The sequence below is a fragment of the Ensifer sp. GW821-FHT05G01 genome (genome assembly GCF_059419585.1).
Genome location: NZ_JBWKSC010000003.1, coordinates 92,917 through 111,457 on the forward strand (window position 1 = coordinate 92,917; position 18,541 = coordinate 111,457).

The 18,541-nt window shown below is 62.0% G+C and carries 19 protein-coding genes; 16 read left to right on the forward strand and 3 right to left on the reverse strand.

Annotated elements, in window-relative coordinates:
* Positions 1-157 precede the first annotated feature (157 nt).
* The 7 genes from AC07UR_RS09200 (at position 158) to AC07UR_RS09230 (ending at position 6,199) form a co-directional block, all read left to right on the forward strand.
* Positions 158-1,246: a branched-chain amino acid ABC transporter substrate-binding protein gene (locus AC07UR_RS09200; RefSeq protein WP_173420048.1), complete on the forward strand. Its 1,089-nt coding sequence runs from the start codon at positions 158-160 to the stop codon at positions 1,244-1,246.
* Entirely contained in the window at positions 1,243-2,250 is a 1,008-nt protein-coding gene (locus AC07UR_RS09205) for a P1 family peptidase (protein WP_412728403.1), read from the forward strand. Before AC07UR_RS09200 ends, AC07UR_RS09205 begins: the two co-directional genes overlap by 4 nt.
* Before the next feature lie 74 nt (positions 2,251-2,324).
* Complete coding sequence (rpe, locus tag AC07UR_RS09210; RefSeq protein ID WP_209791886.1) at positions 2,325-2,999, forward strand: ribulose-phosphate 3-epimerase; 675 nt, start codon at positions 2,325-2,327, stop codon at positions 2,997-2,999.
* Positions 2,999-3,742, forward strand: a complete 744-nt coding sequence (locus AC07UR_RS09215; RefSeq protein WP_209791888.1) for a DUF2259 domain-containing protein — start codon at positions 2,999-3,001, stop codon at positions 3,740-3,742. Before rpe ends, AC07UR_RS09215 begins: the two co-directional genes overlap by 1 nt.
* Positions 3,739-4,299, forward strand: coding sequence for a hypothetical protein (locus AC07UR_RS09220; RefSeq protein ID WP_234941999.1), 561 nt, complete (start codon positions 3,739-3,741; stop codon positions 4,297-4,299). The genes AC07UR_RS09215 and AC07UR_RS09220 overlap by 4 nt, the downstream gene beginning before the upstream one ends.
* A 63-nt stretch (positions 4,300-4,362) precedes the next feature.
* On the forward strand, positions 4,363-5,664 hold the full coding sequence (purB, locus tag AC07UR_RS09225) for an adenylosuccinate lyase (RefSeq protein ID WP_173420051.1): 1,302 nt from the start codon (positions 4,363-4,365) through the stop codon (positions 5,662-5,664).
* Positions 5,665-5,893: 229 nt separating this feature from the next.
* Positions 5,894-6,199, forward strand: coding sequence for a PilZ domain-containing protein (locus tag AC07UR_RS09230; RefSeq protein ID WP_173420052.1), 306 nt, complete (start codon positions 5,894-5,896; stop codon positions 6,197-6,199).
* Between the two features lie 56 nt (positions 6,200-6,255).
* On the opposite strand, the gene AC07UR_RS09235 is transcribed toward AC07UR_RS09230, so the two are convergent.
* Positions 6,256-7,071 (reverse strand): DUF2189 domain-containing protein, encoded by an 816-nt coding sequence (locus tag AC07UR_RS09235; RefSeq protein ID WP_173420053.1) that lies wholly within the window; start codon positions 7,069-7,071, stop codon positions 6,256-6,258.
* A 161-nt stretch (positions 7,072-7,232) separates the two neighbouring features.
* On the opposite strand from AC07UR_RS09235, the gene AC07UR_RS09240 reads away from it, so the two are divergent.
* Complete coding sequence (locus AC07UR_RS09240; RefSeq protein ID WP_173420054.1) at positions 7,233-7,787, forward strand: RBBP9/YdeN family alpha/beta hydrolase; 555 nt, start codon at positions 7,233-7,235, stop codon at positions 7,785-7,787.
* Between the two features lie 91 nt (positions 7,788-7,878).
* On the forward strand, positions 7,879-10,431 hold the full coding sequence (locus tag AC07UR_RS09245; protein ID WP_209791890.1) for a sensor domain-containing protein: 2,553 nt from the start codon (positions 7,879-7,881) through the stop codon (positions 10,429-10,431).
* Positions 10,432-10,488: 57 nt separating this feature from the next.
* On the opposite strand, the gene AC07UR_RS09250 is transcribed toward AC07UR_RS09245, so the two are convergent.
* Positions 10,489-10,806 carry a DUF1476 domain-containing protein gene (locus AC07UR_RS09250; RefSeq protein ID WP_173420056.1) on the reverse strand — a complete coding sequence of 106 codons (318 nt, stop codon included), beginning with the start codon at positions 10,804-10,806 and terminating at the stop codon, positions 10,489-10,491.
* 332 nt (positions 10,807-11,138) lie between these two features.
* Here AC07UR_RS09250 and purC point away from each other — a divergent pair, with 332 nt between their 5' ends.
* The 4 genes from purC to AC07UR_RS09270 all read left to right on the forward strand — a co-directional run bounded on the left by purC (position 11,139) and on the right by AC07UR_RS09270 (position 13,573).
* Positions 11,139-11,903 carry a phosphoribosylaminoimidazolesuccinocarboxamide synthase gene (gene purC / locus AC07UR_RS09255; protein ID WP_025427151.1) on the forward strand — a complete coding sequence of 255 codons (765 nt, stop codon included), beginning with the start codon at positions 11,139-11,141 and terminating at the stop codon, positions 11,901-11,903.
* 31 nt (positions 11,904-11,934) lie between these two features.
* Positions 11,935-12,177: a phosphoribosylformylglycinamidine synthase subunit PurS gene (gene purS / locus AC07UR_RS09260; RefSeq protein WP_173420057.1), complete on the forward strand. Its 243-nt coding sequence runs from the start codon at positions 11,935-11,937 to the stop codon at positions 12,175-12,177.
* Positions 12,178-12,438: 261 nt separating this feature from the next.
* Positions 12,439-13,110: a phosphoribosylformylglycinamidine synthase subunit PurQ gene (gene purQ / locus AC07UR_RS09265; protein ID WP_112815721.1), complete on the forward strand. Its 672-nt coding sequence runs from the start codon at positions 12,439-12,441 to the stop codon at positions 13,108-13,110.
* Between the two features lie 55 nt (positions 13,111-13,165).
* Complete coding sequence (locus tag AC07UR_RS09270) at positions 13,166-13,573, forward strand: hypothetical protein (protein ID WP_173420058.1); 408 nt, start codon at positions 13,166-13,168, stop codon at positions 13,571-13,573.
* A gap of 107 nt (positions 13,574-13,680) precedes the next feature.
* Here the strand turns inward: AC07UR_RS09270 and AC07UR_RS09275 are convergent, their stop codons facing one another.
* Positions 13,681-13,986 (reverse strand): DUF1127 domain-containing protein, encoded by a 306-nt coding sequence (locus tag AC07UR_RS09275; RefSeq protein WP_234942001.1) that lies wholly within the window; start codon positions 13,984-13,986, stop codon positions 13,681-13,683.
* Positions 13,987-14,017: 31 nt separating this feature from the next.
* On the opposite strand from AC07UR_RS09275, the gene AC07UR_RS09280 reads away from it, so the two are divergent.
* The 3 genes from AC07UR_RS09280 to purL all read left to right on the forward strand — a co-directional run bounded on the left by AC07UR_RS09280 (position 14,018) and on the right by purL (position 18,541).
* Positions 14,018-15,436, forward strand: a complete 1,419-nt coding sequence (locus AC07UR_RS09280) for an aminotransferase-like domain-containing protein (protein ID WP_173420059.1) — start codon at positions 14,018-14,020, stop codon at positions 15,434-15,436.
* Positions 15,437-15,526: 90 nt separating this feature from the next.
* Positions 15,527-16,105 carry an acyloxyacyl hydrolase gene (locus AC07UR_RS09285; protein ID WP_209791892.1) on the forward strand — a complete coding sequence of 193 codons (579 nt, stop codon included), beginning with the start codon at positions 15,527-15,529 and terminating at the stop codon, positions 16,103-16,105.
* Positions 16,106-16,300: 195 nt separating this feature from the next.
* On the forward strand, positions 16,301-18,541 hold the full coding sequence (gene purL / locus AC07UR_RS09290; protein WP_494700039.1) for a phosphoribosylformylglycinamidine synthase subunit PurL: 2,241 nt from the start codon (positions 16,301-16,303) through the stop codon (positions 18,539-18,541).

Below are 18,541 nucleotides of genomic sequence, written 5' to 3' on the forward strand. Positions count from 1 at the left end.
CTTTGACGCCGGTGGCCACATCCTTAAAACATTCGGCAATTACAGCGCCGCGGGTGACGAAGGTCATGCCGGGGATGCCGTAGCCTTTTTAGACTCGCTGCATAATTTCTTCTTGAAACCATTCCGGGCCCGGAATTATGCAGCAGCGGGGAATTGCATGCGTCGATCGATTGTCTTGAGCCTCATCGTAGCGGGAATGGCGCAAGCCACACCTGCCGCCGCTGCCGGCGTCAAGGTCGCGGTTGTCGCTCCGGTCGAAGGACCGTTCGCCCTGCTCGGCAAACAGATCATCGATGGCGCCTCCTTCCAGGCGGGTGATCGCGGCAGCGAAATCGTCGTCATCCCGGAAACATGTGATGCGGCTGGTGCTGAGGACCTGACGAAGGCTCTTCTGGCGGCAGGCGTCGAAGCGGCCATCGGCTTTCTCTGCACCGAGAGCCTCGAGGCGACACTGCCGGCACTCGCCGAGGCCAACATCCCTGCGATGACCCTGAGTGTGCGCTCCGACATCCTGATGGAGGACGTGCTCAAGAAGAACTGGCCGCTGTTTCGCCTGGCGCCCAGCGGCAAGGCGGAATCGGCAAGCATCGTTGCCGCCATTACCGCGCTTTGGAAGGACAAGCCGATCGCCTTGATCGACGACGGCACCATCCATAGCCGCGAACTGGTTGAGAGCGTTCGCGTAGCGCTTGGTGAAATAGGGCTGACGCCGGTCTTCACGGATGCCTATCGCCCCGCCCAGGAGCAACAGGTCAGCCTCGTCCGCCGCCTCACCAAGAGCGGCGCCACCCATGTCTTCACTGGCGGCGACCGGCAGGATACCGCCGTGATCGCGCGCGATGCGCAGGAGGAAGGCGCAAACCTGACCCTGCTCGGCGGCGATACGTTGAACGCAGCGGACGTCAGCGTGCCGCTCGCCGATGGCGTTCTGGCTCTCACTTTGCCCGATGCGGCACAGTCCGCCGAAGGCAAGCCGGTCGCCGAGGCCATGCGTGCGGCCGGCATTGAGCCCGAAGGTTACGTACTGCCGGCATTCGGCGCCATGTCTGTGCTTGAACAGGCCAAGGATCAGGCTGAGAAGGACGAAAAACCGTTGGTGGAAGCCTTGCTCAAAGGACCTTTCCAGACCGTGCTGGGGCCGATTGCTTTCGATGCCGGACATGAGCGCGCCGACAATCCCTTTCGGTTGATGCAGTGGCAGTCCGGTCGCTTCGTGCCCGTTGCGGACGCTGCCGGAGCGCAATGATGCTGCCGGGCCCGCACAACCTGATCACCGATGTCGCCGGCCTTTCCGTCGGCAACGCCGAAGACCATCGTTTGAAATCCGGCGTCACTGCCATCGTTTGCGATCCGCAGGCAACGGCTGCCGTTCAAGTGCTCGGCGGCGCGCCCGGCACGCGCGAAACGGATTTGCTCGAACCGCACAACACCGTACAGACGGTCGATGCGATCATTCTGTCAGGTGGTTCGGCCTTCGGGCTGGACGCCGCCTCCGGCGCGCAGGCAGCCCTCAGGGAGATGGGGCGGGGATTTGCCGTCGGGCCGCACCGCGTGCCGATCGTACCGTCGGCAATTCTCTTCGACCTGATCAATGGCGGTGAAAAAGATTGGGGCAGGTTTCCGCCCTATCGCGACCTTGGCTATGAGGCCGTGCGCAAGGCCGGCCTGGGCTTTTCGACGGGTTCGGCTGGCGCCGGCACCGGTGCCCTGACCGCGACCTTCAAGGGTGGTCTCGGCTCCGCCTCGATCGTGCTGCCGAACGGGATCACCGTCGGCGCGCTCGTTGCCGTCAACGCACTCGGCTCGGCGACCGTCGGCGGCACCCGGCATTTCTGGGCTGCTCCCTTCGAGAAACTCGAAGAATTCGGCGGGCTCGGTCTGCCCCATCCCCTGCCGGCGGATGCATCCGATATTCGCACGAAACTGCGCCCCAACCTGTCGGCAGCTGCCAACACGACGATCGCGGTCATCGCGACCGACGCTGTTTTGACAAAAGCTGAGGCCAAGCGGCTGGCCATCGCTGCGCATGACGGTTTCTCCCGGGCATTGTGGCCGGCGCACACGCCGCTTGACGGTGACCTGGTCTTCGCGCTCGCGACCGGCGAAAGCGGCAGGACATTGCAGCTCGAGGATTTCATCGACCTCGGCGCTGCTGCGGCGGCGACCATGGCGCGCGCGATCGCCCGCGGTGTTCATGACGCGACACCTGCGGAAAACGATCCGTTGCCGTGCTGGTCGAGCCACCGCTAAAGTGCGATTGCCACCGCACGTGTTGTTTGCGCGGCTGCGGAGTGCTATTGCGCGGGAAACAGCCGGAGCTTGTCATGACCCATCCCATCCGCATTGCACCGTCGATCCTGGCGGCCGATTTCTCGAAGCTCGGACAGGAAGTCCGCGATGTCGTCGATGCCGGCGCGGACTGGATCCATCTCGATGTCATGGACGGCCACTTCGTGCCCAACATCACCTTTGGGCCCGACGTGATCAAGTCGCTGCGCCGCTACACCGATGCTACCTTCGATTGCCACCTGATGATCTCGCCCGCTGACGGTTTTCTCGAAGCCTTTGCCAAGGCCGGTTGCGATATCCTGACGGTTCATGCCGAAGCCGGACCGCACTTGCACCGCTCGCTGCAGACCGTTCGCTCGCTTGGCAAGAAGGCGGGCGTCTCGCTCAATCCCGCAACGCCGGAAAGCGCCATCGAATATGTGCTCGACACCGTCGACCTGGTGCTGGTGATGACGGTCAACCCCGGTTTCGGCGGCCAGAAGTTCATCGATGCGACGGCAGAGAAGATCCGCCGGATCAAGGCGATGATCGGCGACCGGCCGATCGAGATCGAAGTCGACGGCGGCATCGCACCGGAAACGGCTGCGATCGCGGCCGGCGCCGGCGCAAACGTGCTCGTCGCCGGTTCTGCGATCTTCAAGGGCGGTTCGGTCGATGCCTATCGCTCGGCCATCCAGGCGATCCGCGCCCCCGCTGAAAAGGCCCGCTGATGATAACGCGCCTGGCGACGTCGGGCCTGCTTATTGGGGCGGTTGCGCTTGCGGCGTCGCAGGCCTCGGCTGGTGACTACGCAGCCTTCCAGCCAATCGGTTTTTCCTCCGACGGCAATGTCTTTGCGTTCGAGGAATACGGCGTTCAGGACGGTTCGGGTTTTCCCTATTCGACCATCTACGTCATCGATACGCGCAACGACACGTTTCTTCCAGGCGCGCCCGTGCGCGCCGTCGGCCGCGAGGACGGCGCACCCTTGCACCGGACCAGGCACGAGGCCCATCGCCGCGCAGCGCCCCTGATCGATGCCTACCGGCTCGCCGACCAGCCGGGGTTGCTCGTCGCCTACAATCCGATTACCGAGGCCAACGCAACGCCGCTCGCGCTGACCTACGACGCCTTTGCAGCTGACGAAGCTTTCCGCGAGACCTACAGCCTTGCACTCGAAGAAAAGAGCTTCGAGCCGGGCGGGTTGTGCAAGGATTTCCTGAAGGAGGTCAAAGGTTTCCGCCTGTCGATGACGATGAAGGCCGGAAAGCCGGCAACCGACGTGCTTCAGGATGACACGCGTGTACCGGAAAGCCGGCGTTGCCCGACGGGTTACCGCATCGGCGGCGCGATGACCCATATGAATGATGACGGCACGCAGACCCATGTCGTGATGGTGCTCGTCAAGTCACTCGGGTTCGAGGGTACGACCGACGGACGATGGATTGCGGTTCCGACACGGATCGTAAAATGAATGAGACGGGCGCCAGGGCCGAGGCAAAATCAGCCTATGCTTCTGCGGCGGCCCTGAAGCGCTCACGGTTCCTGCGGGCGTTGCCGTCGGCGACTGAAGTTGTCGTCGGCACGCCGGCCTGGGGGCTGCTGATGGTGGCGTCTGCCTGGGTTGCGCTCTGGCTGCGCGAGGGCGCCCTGACCTTCCATCTGGCGGAACTCCTGGTGATGTACGGCATGGGGGGGATGCTTGCCTGGCCGCTTGCCGTTTTTCTGGCGCGTTTCGCAACGCTTGGCCGTCCCGCCGAGACCCGGTTCGCTGCCTATCTGTTGTGTCTGTCGCTCGGCACGATCGCAGTGACGGCGATGCTGTTTGCGCTCGACTATCGCGTCTTTTACGCGCGCTGGCATGCCGATACCGGTACCCGGACCTGGCTCTACCAGTTCGCGTTCACGTCGCTTGTCGCCTTCTACCAGTTCCTGGTGCTGGGCGTTCGGCTCTATCTTCCCGTCGGCGGCGCCGCACTTCTTGCTGTCAGCCTGTGGCTTGCGGGCTCGCAACGGCGTCAACAACGTTGAGCTTGCCGGGCATCTTTGCTAGAGGCACAGCCATCCTCCACTGATGACGAAAGCTGAGAGCCCATGATCCCCCGTTATTCCCGACCGGAAATGGTGGCCATCTGGTCGCCGGAAACCAAGTTCCGCATCTGGTTCGAGATCGAGGCCCATGCCTGCGACGCGCTGGCCGAAATCGGCGTGATCCCGAAAGATGCTGCAAAGACGATCTGGGAAAAGGGCGGCGCCGCCACGTTCGACGTCGATCGCATCGACGAGATCGAAGCCGTCACCAAGCACGACGTGATCGCGTTCCTGACGCATCTGGCAGAGTTCGTCGGTCCGGACAGCCGTTTCATCCACCAGGGCATGACGTCTTCCGACGTGCTCGACACCTGCTTCAACGTCCAGCTCGTGCGCGCGACCGACCTGCTGCTGGCCGATATGGACAAGCTGCTGGAAGCCCTGAAGCGCCGTGCCTTCGAACACAAGGATACGGTCACGATCGGCCGCTCGCACGGCATCCATGCCGAGCCGACGACCTTCGGCGTCAAGCTGGCGCTCGCCTATGCCGAGTTCGATCGCTGCAAGCAGCGCTTGATCGCCGCCCGTGAAGAAATCGCGACCTGCGCCATTTCCGGCGCTGTCGGCACCTTCGCCAATATCGACCCACGCGTCGAGGAACATGTCGCCAAGGCGCTTGGCCTGAAGCCGGAGCCGGTCTCAACCCAGGTCATTCCGCGTGACCGCCATGCGATGTACTTTGCCACCCTCGGCGTCGTCGCCTCGTCGATCGAGCGCCTGGCAACCGAAATCCGCCACCTGCAACGCACCGAAGTCCTGGAAGCGGAAGAGTATTTCTCGCCGGGCCAGAAGGGCTCTTCGGCGATGCCGCACAAGCGCAACCCGGTGCTCACGGAAAACCTGACGGGTCTTGCCCGCATGGTCCGCGCATTCGCCATTCCGGCCATGGAAAACGTGGCCCTCTGGCACGAACGCGATATCTCCCATTCTTCGGTCGAGCGCATGATCGGACCCGATGCGACGGTGACGCTCGACTTTGCGCTGGCTCGCCTGACCAACGTCATCGACAAGCTGCTCGTCTACCCGGACAACATGACGAAGAACATGAACAAGTTCCGCGGTCTCGTTCACTCGCAGCGCGTCCTGCTCGCCCTGACGCAGGCCGGCGTGTCGCGTGAGGATGCCTATCGCCTCGTTCAGCGCAATGCGATGAAGGTCTGGGAACAGGGCAAGGACTTCCTCGAGGAACTGCTTGCCGACGCCGAGGTTCGCGCGGCCCTGTCGGAAGCTGACATCCGTGAAAAGTTCGACCTCGGTTACCACACCAAGCATGTCGACACGATCTTCAGCCGGGTGTTTGGCTGAGACATGCCGCGCAAAGCTGCGCTGCGGCTTTGCGACAACGACAGACGCATGACAGAAGAGCCGGGCGCCAAAGCCGCCCGGTTGGTGCAGAACGAAGCACGTTTCTGTTGTAGTCCGTGATTGTGCCCGCATTTGATGCAGTTCGCTCGAATGCGGGCATTTTTGTTAGCAAGGAATTCAATCTTTGCGTGAGATGATCGAGGCTGATCAATCCAGATCGAGGTTTGACATGCCCTACAAGGACAGTGTTCAGCGCACGGCAGTGCGCACGCAGACGAAGATTACCGGGACAGTCACCGTCAAGACTGGCGCGAGCAACGGCATCGTCACGGATCTTTCCGCCGAAGGGATCTGCTTTCAGCTCTATTTCGACATCAATGCACGAACCGGACAGGAAGTGACGATCCGCAGCGAAGAGCTCGGATTCCTGACCGGAATGGTGCGCTGGTATCGCGGCGACAAGATCGGCATCAAGCTCAATCTCTCGTCGAACACCGCCGCCCAGATTTCCTCCTACTACAAGCATTTCAAGTAGGTCGAGCGATCCTTGCGCGAGAAAGGGCCAGCCTTCCGTGGGCTGGCCCTTTGTCGTTAACGCGCCCGGCTGCGAACTTGCGGCTCGACCATCTTGCGATACATGTGCCACGTCGCATGACCGAGGATCGGCATGATCACTGCGAGGCCGACAAAGACCGGGATTGAGCCGATCAGGAGGCCAGCCGCAACGATCAGGCCCCAGAAGGCAACCGGGATGGGGTTGACGAGGGTTGCGCGGATCGAAGTCTCGACGGCAGCCACGGCGCCGACGTCGCGATCGATCAGCATCGGGAACGACACGACGCTGATCGACAGCACGATGACGGCAAAGACGAACCCGACGGCGTTGCCGACCAGGATCAGATTCCAGCCCTGTTCGGTGCTGACGATGCCGTTCCAGAAGGCCGCGAGCGATGCCGGCGGTTCGGCACCGAAGATCCTGACATAGAGCGCCTGTGCGACCAGCAGCCAGGCGATGAAGATGACAAAAAGCATCGCCGCGACGGCGATGATGGATGGCAGCGCCGGAGAACGATGCAGACGCAAAGCATGAGGCCAGGACGTGTCCATGCCGAGTTCGCGCCGCCTGCTGATTTCATAGAGCCCGATCGCGGCGACCGGCCCGATGAGGGCAAAGCCCGACGCAAGCGGATAGAGCAGCGGCAGCATGTTAGCACCCGCGCTCCATGTCATGAGCACGGCGCCGGCGATGGGGTAGATCAAGCAGAGAAAAACATAGTGAGACGGCTTTTCGCGAAAGTCGTTGAACCCGAGGCGCAACGCGTCCATCACGTCCGCCACGCCGATCTTTCTTATTCCGGGATGGGCGACATTGGCGTCCGCTCCCGACAGAACATGGAATGTTGTCATGGCTCACACTCCTCAACCACCACAGGGCGGCCACGGACCAGCGACAACGGCAAAACTCGAGCCGCATCGACCGCGACCTGCATTGTCGATTATACATAAAATGCAGCCTCTGTCGCCTACGCCTTGACTTCGACGATTTTCGACGCCACATCGCGGCCATTATGAAACTTTCCGACGCCCATATCCTGATCGTTCCCGGTTACACCAACTCTGGCCCTGACCATTGGCAGTCCCGCTGGGAGCGTAAAATGTCCACCGCACGCCGCGTCGAGCAGGCCGAGTGGGCAAAGCCCGTTCGCGAGGATTGGGTGGCGCGCATGGTCGAAGAGGTCAATGCCGCCGAGAAGCCGGTGGTCATCGTCGCCCATTCGCTCGGCGTCGCCACTGCGGTTCACGCCCTGCCCCACATCGAGAAGAAGATCGCCGGCGCCTTCCTAGTGGCTCCGCCTGACGTGGCGAATGCCGGGATCCGGCCGAAGCACCTGATGACGTTCGGCCCCTACCCGCGCGATCCGTTGCCGTTCCCGTCGCTGATGGTCGCAAGTCGCAACGATCCGTTCGGTTCCTATGAGCATGCGGACGATATCGCCAAGTCCTGGGGTTCGCTGTTGGTCGATGCCGGAGAATCCGGCCATCTCAATACCGAGTCAGGCCACGGTCCCTGGCCCGAAGGCACGATGGTCTTTGCGCAGTTCCTCAGCCGTCTTCAGCCCTGACCCTTACTGCGAATAAGACGACTCGGCATTAATCCGAAGTTCATGGTCCGCGATCATGATCTGCCGGCAACAATGCTGGATCGTGGGACACGTGACCGGACCGAAAGATCCCATCAAGGGCGAACGCCGCGTGCCGGCGAAGCCGAAAATTGTGACACAGTCGGCGCTGGACCAGCTGCCGGTGGCGGTACTCGTCGTCGGCGAAAAAGGGGAAATCGTTTCCGCGAACCCCTATCTCCGTGACATTTTGCGCCTGCCGCTCTCTGAGTTGCTCAACCGGCATGTGCATGACATCGTTCATGCCGACGACCATCACGTTTTGGCATCAGCGGCGATGTCGCAAGCTTCTGGGTCCGCCCAGACAATCCGCTTGCATGGCGCAGACGACACCGTTTCGGTGGTCTGCACGTCTTCTGCAGTTGCAAACAACCGTTTGCTGCTGATGCTCCCGGTCGACCACCTGATCGGCGAGATTGCCCGGCTTCGCAACGACGAGACGCGGTGGAAATATGCGCTGGAGAGTGCGCTCGAAGGCGTCTGGGACCACGATTTTTCGACCGGAAACCTTTTCTATTCCGCGACGTGGAAGCGTCTTCGCGGCATGGCGGAAGATGCCGTCGTCGACGGCTCGCTCGATATGTGGATCGAGAACGTGCATCCGGACGATCGAGCCCACGTCCTTGCGTCGATCGAGCGTCAGGACACCGGGCAGGTTACCTACAACACCTTCCAGTACCGCGAACGCCATGCGGACGGTCACTGGGTGTGGATCGAAAGCCGAGGCGCGTCCGTCGCATACGGGCCTGACGGCAAGCCCAGTCGCATCATCGGCACCGATACGGATATTACCCCTCGAAAGGAGGCCGAAGCGCGGCTCGAGGAAATCTCGCGGCGCCTGCGGCTTGCACTCGACGTCTCGAAAATCGGCGTGTTCGACCACAATCTCGAAACCCAGGAGACCATCTGGGATGAACGTATCCTGGCCATCTACGGCCTCAATCCTGATGACGGCGCACCGAGCGGCCGCAGCTGGGAGGATATGCTGCATCCCGACGACCGCGAAATGGCGATCGCCCGCGTCAACGACGGGGTCGCGGCGGGGGCGCCCTTCACCAATGCGTTCCGCATCATCCTGGCGAATGGTGAAATCCGGCACATCCGTGCCAACACGGCATTTTACGTCGACCGTGACGGCACCCGCAAACTGATCGGGGCCAATTGGGATGTGACCGAAGACATCGCGATGCAGGAGGAACTGCGCAAGGCCAAGGCGGCAACCGAGGCCCGCAACCGCGAGCTAGAGGAAGCGCGCATCCGCATCGAATACAACGCACTGCACGATTACCTGACGGATCTGCCGAACCGGCGTTATCTCGACCAGATTCTGGCTGACGACCCGACGCTCAACGCCATCCTTCATCTCGACCTCGATCGTTTCAAGCAGATCAACGACACGCTGGGGCATCAGGCCGGCGACGCGATGTTGACCCATGCGGCCGCGATCCTGCGGTCTCATGCCGACCAGGACGATTTCATCGCCCGCATCGGCGGCGACGAATTCGTCATTCTTTGCCGGCGCGGCCGCAGCCTCGACGAGCTCGGCGATCTCGCTGCCCGCATCGTACACGCCTTCCGGCGACCCATCCCCTATGACGGCCAGCTTTGCCGGCTTGGCGCCAGCATCGGCATCGCGTGGAGGGGCGAGAGCGACACGGATCCCAAACAATTGCTGATGAATGCCGATATCGCGCTTTATCGAGCCAAGAGCCTCGGGCGCGATCGATTCGAGGCATTTTCCGAGCAGATCCAGAACCAGATCCTCAGCGCCAAGCGAACCGGCGACGATATCCGCCAGGCAATCGAGGAAGGGCAGTTCGTGCCCTACTACCAGCCGCAATTCGACGCCCGCTCACTGGAGCTTACCGGCGTCGAGACGCTGGTGCGATGGGACCATCCAGAGCGCGGCATCCTCGCTCCGATCCATTTCCTGAAGGTGGCCGAAGAGATCAACGCCCTGCCCGCGATCGACAAGAACATCGTCGAGATGGCCTATGCCGATTTTGAAGCCTGGCGCCGCGCCGGTCTGGTGGTGCCGAAGATTTCGGTCAACGTCTCCTCGCGGCGGCTGCGTGACCAGAGCCTGATCTCCGACCTTCGCGCCATGCGCATTCCGCCCGGCGTCATGTCGTTCGAACTGCTGGAATCCATCTTCCTCGACGATCTCGAAGACGAGATTGCCGAGACGATCGCCGCGTTGAACGCACTCGGCATCGAGGTCGAGATCGACGACTTCGGCACCGGCCACGCCTCGATCATCGGCCTGCTCAACCTCAACCCGGCCCGTCTGAAAATCGACCGGGCGCTGGTGGGACCGATCACCGAAGGCGCCAAACAAGCCAAACTCGTCCGTGCCATCATCGACATCGGCCATTCGCTCAACATCAAGGTGGTGGCGGAGGGGGTCGAGACCTGGGACCATGCGGCGATACTGAGGGATCTCGGCTGCGACATTCTGCAGGGCTACGCGCTGGCAAAGCCGATGAGCCGTCAGGATTTCGAAGATCGTCTCAAAAGCGGCTGGAAACCCTCGCCGCAGGGCGATGCGACGGCGCAGAAGCGGCCGCGCATGAGGGCCGCAAAATAAAAAACCGCCCGGCCTTTCGGCCGAGCGGCGATGCCAGGGGCTTTTGTCTGCCCGAAATTACTTGTTCTGGATCTGCTCGATCGCTTCGCCCAGAAGCTCGAGCATGCGCACGCGGATCTGCTCCTCGGTCTGCGCCACGCCGGCTGCGTCGAAGTCTGCCTTGATCTTGCGCACGACGTCCTCGTGGCCGGCTTCCTCGAAATCAGCGGCGACGACTTCCTTGGCGTAGGCTTCTGCATCGGACTTACCGAGCAATCCGGCAGCCCAAAGGCCGAGCAGCTTGTTGCGGCGTGCTTCCGACTTGAATCTCAGTTCCTCGTCCAGCGCAAACTTCGCTTCGAAGGCCTTTTCGCGATCCTGCATACCAGTCATCAATTGATCTCCCGTGAGAATTTCATGCCGTAAAGAGTTATGGCCATAAACCAAAACAGTGGTCAAAGTGCAATGCGAAGTTTTCTTGTTTGGCGACTTTCGTGGTACCGTAAGTGTGTCGCGGATAAGCGCGCAGCGGTTTTGAGATAACCGCATGCGACAAAGCAAGGATCTAGGGCGCGAGGAGCGAATCTGGAAGGTCGTGACACGCTTTAGGTAAATCAGGGGATCGGAAGATGCACCGATTGTTAAATCTGTTCATTTCAGCTATGGACCCCCGGAGAAGACTCCACTAGCGCGACCCAAGAGCGCCAACAACCACAGAGACAACATCCATGAATCGTCGCCGCCGTATCTACGAGGGCAAGGCAAAGATCCTTTATGAGGGTCCCGAGCCGGGCACGCTGATCCAGTTTTTCAAGGACGACGCGACCGCCTTCAATAAGAAAAAGCATGACGTCATCGACGGCAAGGGTGTGCTGAACAACCGGATTTCCGAGTATATCTTCACGCATCTGAACCGTATCGGCATTCCGACGCACTTCATCCGCCGTCTCAACATGCGCGAGCAGTTGATCAAGGAAGTCGAGATCATCCCGCTTGAGATCGTTGTGCGCAATGTTGCTGCCGGATCGTTGGCTAAGCGTCTCGGTATCGAGGAAGGCACCGTCCTTCCCCGCTCGATCATCGAGTTCTATTACAAGGCCGATGCGCTCGACGACCCGATGGTCTCCGAAGAACACATCACCGCATTCGGCTGGGCAAGCCCGCAGGAACTCGATGACGTCATGGCGCTGGCCATCCGCATCAACGACTTCCTGACCGGCCTGTTCCTCGGCGTCGGCATCCAGCTCGTCGATTTCAAGATCGAGTGTGGCCGGCTGTTCGAAGGCGACATGATGCGCATCATCCTGGCGGATGAAATCTCGCCGGACAGCTGCCGTCTGTGGGACATCGAGACCAAGGAAAAGCTCGACAAGGACCGCTTCCGCCGCGATCTGGGTGGTCTTGTTGAAGCCTACCAGGAAGTGGCCCGCCGTCTCGGCATCATGAACGAGAACGAGCCTGTGCGTGGCACCGGCCCGGTTCTGGTCAAGTAATTCTGATCAAGTTAGTTCGGGGAAATCGAAAGTGATCAAGGCACGTGTAACCGTGACGCTGAAGAATGGCGTTCTCGATCCGCAGGGCAAGGCAATCGAAGGCGCACTCGGCGCGCTCGGCTTCGACGGCATCGGCCAGGTCCGCCAGGGCAAGGTGTTCGATCTGCAGATCGAGACCGCCGACAAGGCCAAGGCCGAAGCCGACCTCAAGGCGATGTGCGAAAAGCTGCTCGCCAACACGGTGATCGAAAACTACAGCATCTCTTTCGCCTAACGGTGGAGAACGCTGCGGATCGCTCAATGTGTGGCTTGGTTGATCTCTGAGTTTTGAGCGGGCCGTCGTGGGCCGCTCAAGTAGATCGGGCCAAGCCCCATTGATGGGAATGTTGCCTCCGCGGCTCGATAGTTTCGAAGTAGCAGGATGCGTATTGCATCGTATATCGGCCCAATCGCGTAGAATTGCGCTTTGGCCGCATCGGAAACCGCCTCGAATTGCATGAGCTTCAAGAGGCGCAGGCAGGGTTTGAACCGCACCATGAAGTCAGCCGTCGTCCAGCTTCCAGGCCTCAACCGCGATCGTGACATGATCGCTGCCCTCACCAAAATCTCCGGCAAGGCGCCCGTGACCGTCTGGCAGACGGAAACGGAACTTCCCGATGTCGACCTGATCGTCATCCCAGGCGGCTTCTCCTACGGTGATTATCTGCGCTGCGGCGCGATTGCCGCGCGCATGCCGGTCATGCAGGCGATCAAGGCCAAGGCCGAACAGGGCGTCAAGGTTCTCGGCGTTTGCAACGGCTTCCAGATCCTGGTCGAGGCCGGTCTGCTGCCGGGCGCACTGATGCGCAATGCCTCGCTCAAGTTCGTCTGCCGCGAGGTCAAGCTCGAAGTCGTCAACGCCGATACCGATTTCACCCGCGCCTATGCAAAGGGTCAGATCATCCGCAGCCCGGTCGCCCACCACGACGGCAACTATTTTGCCGACGCCGAGACGCTGAAGTCGATCGAAGGCAACGGCCAGGTCGTCTTCCGCTACGCGGAAGGCACCAATCCGAACGGCTCGATGGGCGATATCGCTGGTGTTATGAACACGTCGGGCAACGTTCTCGGCATGATGCCGCACCCGGAGAACCTGATCGAGGCGGCCCATGGCGGCTCCGACGGTCGCGGTATCTTCGCTTCGGCTCTCGAAGTAATCGCCGCTTAACCGTCCCGCTGATAGAAGGCATCCGACCATCCCCTTAACGCAAGCGAGACCGTCGATGCCTTCACTCTTCACCGGACGCCTGATCGGCCCTGCTTGCGCGGCTTTCGCCGCAGCGTTTTTGGCGTCGTGCCAGTCGCCGCGCCCGCCGGCGCCGACCGCAAACTCGGCAGCGCTGCCGACGATGGAACGCGTCGCACTCGGCGCCAACAGTTGCTGGTTCAAGTCGGGCGATGCGGCCTTCAAGAACTACCGGCTCGCGCCTGAACTCAACTCGTTCTCGGGCCGTCCCCGCATCCTGATCGTGCCGCGCAAGTCACCCGAAGCTCGGCCCTTGGCCGTTGTTCAGGCGGAAGGTCAGCCAGCGCGGCTGCAGGCATTCGGGCCTCTCATGAGTGAACCTGTCGGCACGCGCATGAGCGCGGATATCCGCCGTTGGGCCGCCGGCGGCCAGGGCTGCAAGTAATCAGAGTACTGATACAAACGGGCGCTGCAGGTCTGACACCTGCAGCGCCCGTTTGTTTGCGTGCTTAGATTGCCGAGAGTCTGCCGCGGATCATCTCGGAAAAAGCCCTATCGCCAGAACGGCACCGACGATTCCCGCCGTGCATCCCTCTCGTTGACACCGATATCGCTGAGTTGCCAGTCGCTCATCTCTTCAAGAGCGATGCGGCTGCGCCTTTTGGCGGCGAGAAGGCAATAGAGCCGCCAGAGGTGCTGAAGCGTGTTCTTTGCACGCCCAGAGAATTCGACGTCAAATCCGGCCCTGCGGCGCGCGCGCGGGGCCTTGTCTACGGTTGACGAGCAAATTGTATCAATTGCACTCATTGTACTTTCCAATGCATCGATTGACATCATTGCATTGGTGATAATTGACATAAATCGCGGTGTAATCTAGATAATTGTCACTATGACAAATTGGCTCCCGGACATTCAGCAGGGTCATGGTCCGCTTTATGCGCGGATCGCCGACCAGATCGAACAGGCAATCGGCGACGGCGCCCTGCCCGTTGGCGCAAAATTGCCGCCGCAGCGCAACCTCGCCTATGACATTGGTGTCACCATTGGCACCATCGGACGCGCCTACAATATGGTGCGTGAACGTGGGCTCGTCAGCGGTGAGGTCGGGCGCGGAACCTATGTGCTCGATCACCAGGAGAGCCGCCCGCCGGAGCAGGCCGACCCGCTGACCACGTCCTTGGCCGGCACTCGGCCGCTGATTGCGCCCGCCGGCAAGTTGCGCTTTGACAGCACCGCAGCGCCGGATATCGGCCAGGGCTTTGTCCTCAGCGAACTCTTGAGCGAAATCAGCCGCGATCACCACGCAGACATAGCCAGCTACGCCCGCAACTTCCCGGATCACTGGTTCGAGGCTGGGTGCCAATGGCTGGCGCGCGGCGGCTTTCGCCCCTCGCCGGAAACGATTGTCCCGACATTGGGCGCGCACGCCGCTGTCATTGCGGTGATTGCGGCGGTCACCTCGCCCGGTGACCGCATTGCCTTCGAGACCTTGACCTATTCCCAGGTCAGCCGCAGCGCCGGCCTGATCGGGCGGCGCACGACGCTGATGGAATCGGATGAGTTCGGCCTGATCCCAGAGGATTTCGAGCGGGTCTGCGCACAGCAGCATCCCAAGCTCGCCTTCCTGATGCCCAGTGCCCAGAACCCGACGGTGGCCGTCATGCCGCTTGCCCGGCGGCAGGCCATTGCCGACATCGCCCGCAAGTATGGCGTCTGGCTGGTCGAGGACGATCTTTATGGGGCCATGACCGGCGATCCAACGCCGCCCTTGGCTGAGTTGGCGCCGGAGCGGACGTTCCTTGTCGGTGGTCTCTCGAAATCAGTTGCCGCCGGTGTTCGGGGCGGCTGGGTTGCCTGTCCGCCGCATTTCAGCCAGCGCATCCGCATCGCGCACAAGATGGTCAGCGGTGGGCTGCCGTTCATCCTGGCGGAGCTTTGCGCCCGCCTCGTCCTTTCCGGTTCGGCTAACATTCTGCGCGCCAAGGGCATCGAAGAGATAAGGGCGCGCGAGGCGATCGCCCGCGAGGTGTTCGATGGCATCGACTTCAGCTCGCACCCAAGCGTTCCCTTCCTCTGGATGAAGCTGCCGGAACCGTGGCTCTCCGGCACGTTCAAGCAGGCGGCCCTGCAGGAAGGCGTGCTCGTCGACGACGAGGACGAGTTCAAGGCCGGTCGCGCCGACCGCGTCTTTCACCGCATCCGTATCGGCTTCTCCTCTCCTGCCGATCGCGCCGAAGTGCGCCGCGGCTTCCAGACATTGAGGCGTCTGCTCGACAGCGGGCGGGCGGGCTACGATAGTTTCGAGTGATAACCCGATCTACTGGGTGACTTTCGCGCAAGGCTGAGCATCATGTGTTTTAGCAGTTTTGCGTAGATCGATTCGCTTCGGGAACTCGGCATGCCATCATTGCTTTTGGGCTCATCGCTCTGCCTCACGACATCGTCGCTCTTTCTCTTCGGTCTGTTATCGCCAGCTCCGGCCATTGCCGGCGACGGCATCTTCGATGAGATGCGCTTCGCAGCGACCGCCTCGATCAGCAACGGCGACAAGCGCGAAGACGGGGTCTTTCCCTCTATCACCGTCTTCCTTGATCCGCTCGACGCCGACGGTGCCAAGGATCTTGGCGAAAAGCTGTTGCGACCCCGCATCCATGCGGGAGCTGCCGTCGCAACGTCCTCCGAAGGAGCCAACCAAGTCTATGGCGGTTTGAGCTGGACCTTCGATGTGACGAAGCGCTTCTTCGTCGAGCTTGGCGCTGGCGGAACCGTGCATGACGGCAATCTCAACGCTGACGGCACATCCGGACCGAAGCTCGGCTGCCGCCTGCTCTTTCGCGAATATGCTGCGGCCGGCGTCAGATTCGACGATCATTGGAACCTGTCGGCGACGGTGGAGCATGCTTCGCACGCCGAACTTTGCGATGGTCCCAACGACGGCTTGACCCGGGCCGGCCTCGCGCTCGGCTACACGTTCTGACGGGTAAGCGCCGGCGAGGCGCATGGGCGCCTCGAAAAACGCCGCAACCGCTGTTGATCGCCCGTATTTTTCTGTCGCGCCGCGCCGCAGCATACGCTAAAGAAGCCGCAAAGCGCCCCCTGTGTCTGTTGCGGTTCGCACGCGCCATATCCCGTGGAAGGATTGCGCGCCGCCCGAAGGATTTGACGGTCGACGATGACGATTTCCAACACCCGCCCCATCACCCCGGAACTCATCGCCTCGCACGGGCTCAAGCCCGACGAATACGAGCGCATTCTCGGCCTGATCGGTCGTGAGCCGACCTTCACCGAGCTCGGCATCTTCTCCGCGATGTGGAACGAGCACTGCTCCTACAAGTCTTCGAAGAAGTGGCTGCGCACGCTGCCGACCAAGGGCCCGCGCGTCATCCAGGGGCCCGGCGAAAATGCCGGCGTCGTCGACATCGATGACGGCGACTGCGTCGTCTTCAAGATGGAAAGCCACAACCACCCGTCCTACATCGAGCCTTACCAGGGGGCCGCGACCGGCGTCGGCGGCATCCTGCGCGACGTCTTCACCATGGGCGCCCGCCCGGTCGCAGCGATGAACGCCCTGCGCTTCGGCGCGCCGGACCATCCGAAGACCCGCCACCTCGTTTCCGGCGTCGTTGCCGGCGTCGGCGGCTACGGCAATTCCTTCGGTGTTCCGACTGTTGGTGGCGAAGTCGAGTTCGACGCGCGCTACAACGGCAACATCCTCGTCAACGCCTTTGCCGCCGGCCTCGCCAAGAGCGATGCGATCTTCTACTCCAAGGCCGAAGGTGTGGGCCTGCCCGTCGTCTACCTTGGTGCCAAGACCGGCCGCGACGGCGTCGGCGGCGCGACCATGGCATCGGCCGAGTTCGACGAATCGATCGAGGAAAAGCGCCCGACCGTGCAGGTTGGCGACCCCTTCACCGAAAAGTGCCTGCTGGAAGCCTGCCTTGAGCTGATGCAGACCGGCGCCGTCATCGCCATCCAGGACATGGGTGCCGCCGGCCTTACCTGCTCGGCCGTCGAAATGGGCGCCAAGGGCGACCTCGGCATCGAGCTCAACCTCGACACCGTGCCGGTGCGCGAAGAGCGCATGACGGCCTACGAGATGATGCTGTCCGAGAGCCAGGAGCGCATGCTCATGGTGCTGGAGCCGGCAAAGGAAGAAGTCGCCAAGGCGATCTTCGTCAAGTGGGGCCTCGACTTCGCCATCGTCGGCAAGACCACCGACGACCTGCGCTTCCGCATCCTGCATCAGGGTGAAGAGGTCGCGAACCTGCCGATCAAGGAGCTGGGCGACGAAGCGCCGGAGTATGACCGTCCCTGGACGCCGGCCAAGGTGCCGACGGCCCTTGCGACCAACGATATTCCGCGGACCGATGTTGCCGACGCGCTGGTGCAACTGGTCGGCTCGGCCAACAATTCATCGCGCCGCTGGGTTTACGAACAGTACGACACGCTGATCCAGGGCAACTCGCTGCAGCTGCCGGGCGGTGACGCCGGTGTCGTGCGCGTCGAGGGCCACCAGACGAAGGCGCTCGCCTTCTCCTCTGACGTGACGCCGCGCTATGTCGAGGCGGATCCGTTCGAAGGTGGCAAGCAGGCGGTTGCTGAATGCTGGCGCAACCTGACGGCAACCGGCGCGCTGCCGCTGGCCGCCACCGACAACCTCAACTTCGGCAACCCGGAGCGCCCAGAGATCATGAGCCAGCTGGTCCATGCCATCAAGGGCATCGGCGAGGCCTGCACGGCGCTCGATTTCCCGATCGTTTCCGGCAACGTGTCGCTCTATAACGAAACCAACGGCCAGGGTATCCTGCCGACCCCGACGATCGGCGGTGTTGGCCTGATCAAGGACTGGTCGAAGATGGCGCGCATCCGTTTTGCCGCTGCCGGCGAAACGATCCTGCTTGCCGGTGCGCCTGAGGGCCTCGGTTCGCATATCGCCCAGTCGGTCTATATGCGCGACGTCCATGGCCGTACCGACGGTCCGGCCCCGCATGTGGATCTGGCGCATGAGCGCAAGGTGGGTGACTTCGTCCGCAGCCTGATCGTCGACGGTTTGGTGACAGCGGTTCACGACTGCTCGTCCGGCGGTCTGGCCCTCGCCGTTGCCGAAATGGCGATGGCGTCCGATATCGGCGCAACGGTCGATGCGGTCGAAGGTCATGATCCGATTGCTGTTTTCTACGGCGAAGACCAGGGCCGCTACGTGCTGACGGTCGGCGACGCCAACGTTGCCGCCGTTCGGGCCCGTGCGGAAAAGGCCGGCGTTGCTCTTCCCGAAATCGGCAAGACAGGCGGTGATGCCGTCAAGCTCGGCGCTGCTCGCGCCGTGGCAATTCAGCAATTGCGCTCCGCCCATGAATCGTGGTTCCCTGACTTCATGGACGGCTCCAGCAACGCTGCTGCCGCCGCAGAATAA

Excerpts from the sequence above, each read along its gene's own strand:
- AC07UR_RS09270 (WP_173420058.1), top strand. The coding sequence starts at position 13,166 with ATGCCTTCACTCTTCACCGGACGCCTGATCGGCCCTGCTTGCGCGGCT.
- AC07UR_RS09220 (WP_234941999.1), top strand. The coding sequence starts at position 3,739 with ATGAATGAGACGGGCGCCAGGGCCGAGGCAAAATCAGCCTATGCTTCT.
- AC07UR_RS09235 (WP_173420053.1), bottom strand. The coding sequence starts at position 7,071 with ATGACAACATTCCATGTTCTGTCGGGAGCGGACGCCAATGTCGCCCAT.
- AC07UR_RS09280 (WP_173420059.1), top strand. The coding sequence starts at position 14,018 with ATGACAAATTGGCTCCCGGACATTCAGCAGGGTCATGGTCCGCTTTAT.
- AC07UR_RS09215 (WP_209791888.1), top strand. The coding sequence starts at position 2,999 with ATGATAACGCGCCTGGCGACGTCGGGCCTGCTTATTGGGGCGGTTGCG.
- purC (WP_025427151.1), top strand. The coding sequence starts at position 11,139 with ATGAATCGTCGCCGCCGTATCTACGAGGGCAAGGCAAAGATCCTTTAT.
- AC07UR_RS09200 (WP_173420048.1), top strand. The coding sequence starts at position 158 with ATGCGTCGATCGATTGTCTTGAGCCTCATCGTAGCGGGAATGGCGCAA.
- AC07UR_RS09240 (WP_173420054.1), top strand. The coding sequence starts at position 7,233 with ATGAAACTTTCCGACGCCCATATCCTGATCGTTCCCGGTTACACCAAC.
- AC07UR_RS09285 (WP_209791892.1), top strand. The coding sequence starts at position 15,527 with ATGCCATCATTGCTTTTGGGCTCATCGCTCTGCCTCACGACATCGTCG.
- AC07UR_RS09205 (WP_412728403.1), top strand. The coding sequence starts at position 1,243 with ATGATGCTGCCGGGCCCGCACAACCTGATCACCGATGTCGCCGGCCTT.
- purQ (WP_112815721.1), top strand. The coding sequence starts at position 12,439 with ATGAAGTCAGCCGTCGTCCAGCTTCCAGGCCTCAACCGCGATCGTGAC.
- AC07UR_RS09230 (WP_173420052.1), top strand. The coding sequence starts at position 5,894 with ATGCCCTACAAGGACAGTGTTCAGCGCACGGCAGTGCGCACGCAGACG.
- AC07UR_RS09275 (WP_234942001.1), bottom strand. The coding sequence starts at position 13,986 with ATGTCAATTATCACCAATGCAATGATGTCAATCGATGCATTGGAAAGT.
- purB (WP_173420051.1), top strand. The coding sequence starts at position 4,363 with ATGATCCCCCGTTATTCCCGACCGGAAATGGTGGCCATCTGGTCGCCG.
- rpe (WP_209791886.1), top strand. The coding sequence starts at position 2,325 with ATGACCCATCCCATCCGCATTGCACCGTCGATCCTGGCGGCCGATTTC.
- purL (WP_494700039.1), top strand. The coding sequence starts at position 16,301 with ATGACGATTTCCAACACCCGCCCCATCACCCCGGAACTCATCGCCTCG.